The organism is Klebsiella sp. 2019SCSN059, assembly GCF_021739525.1.
GTDB lineage: Bacteria > Pseudomonadota > Gammaproteobacteria > Enterobacterales > Enterobacteriaceae > Klebsiella > Klebsiella quasipneumoniae.
Genome location: NZ_JAKKOM010000136.1, coordinates 1 through 608, shown reverse-complemented (window position 1 = coordinate 608; position 608 = coordinate 1). Strand labels below are relative to the sequence as shown.

Here is a 608-nt window from a genome sequence, read left to right as displayed (position 1 = left end):
CGTTATGCAGCCAAATCCCAACAATTAAGGGTCTTAAAATGGTAAAAGATTGGATTCCCATCTCTCATGATAATTACAAGCAGGTGCAAGGACCGTTCTATCATGGAACCAAAGCCAATTTGGCGATTGGTGACTTGCTAACCACAGGGTTCATCTCTCATTTCGAGGACGGTCGTATTCTTAAGCACATCTACTTTTCAGCCTTGATGGAGCCAGCAGTTTGGGGAGCTGAACTTGCTATGTCACTGTCTGGCCTCGAGGGTCGCGGCTACATATACATAGTTGAGCCAACAGGACCGTTCGAAGACGATCCGAATCTTACGAACAAAAGATTTCCCGGTAATCCAACACAGTCCTATAGAACCTGCGAACCCTTGAGAATTGTTGGCGTTGTTGAAGACTGGGAGGGGCATCCTGTTGAATTAATAAGGGGAATGTTGGATTCGTTGGAGGACTTAAAGCGCCGTGGTTTACACGTCATTGAAGACTAGTCCTTTGCATAACAAAGCCATCAAACCGGACGCCAGAGATTCCGCGCCTGTTGCGCATGGCTTCGCCATTTTATGCGCAATAGGCGCGCCACCCTGTCGCCGTTTATGGCGGCGTTA

General features: G+C 48.0%; 1 protein-coding gene. It reads left to right on the top strand.

From position 1 onward, the window contains the following. Positions 1-38: 38 nt before the first annotated feature. Positions 39-491 (top strand): NAD(+)--rifampin ADP-ribosyltransferase Arr-3, encoded by a 453-nt coding sequence (locus L2I46_RS29295; protein WP_001749986.1) that lies wholly within the window; start codon positions 39-41, stop codon positions 489-491. The last annotated feature ends 117 nt before the right edge of the window (positions 492-608 follow it).

Coding starts and splice junctions, on each gene's coding strand:
- L2I46_RS29295 (WP_001749986.1), top strand. CDS start 39: ATGGTAAAAGATTGGATTCCCATCTCTCATGATAATTACAAGCAGGTG.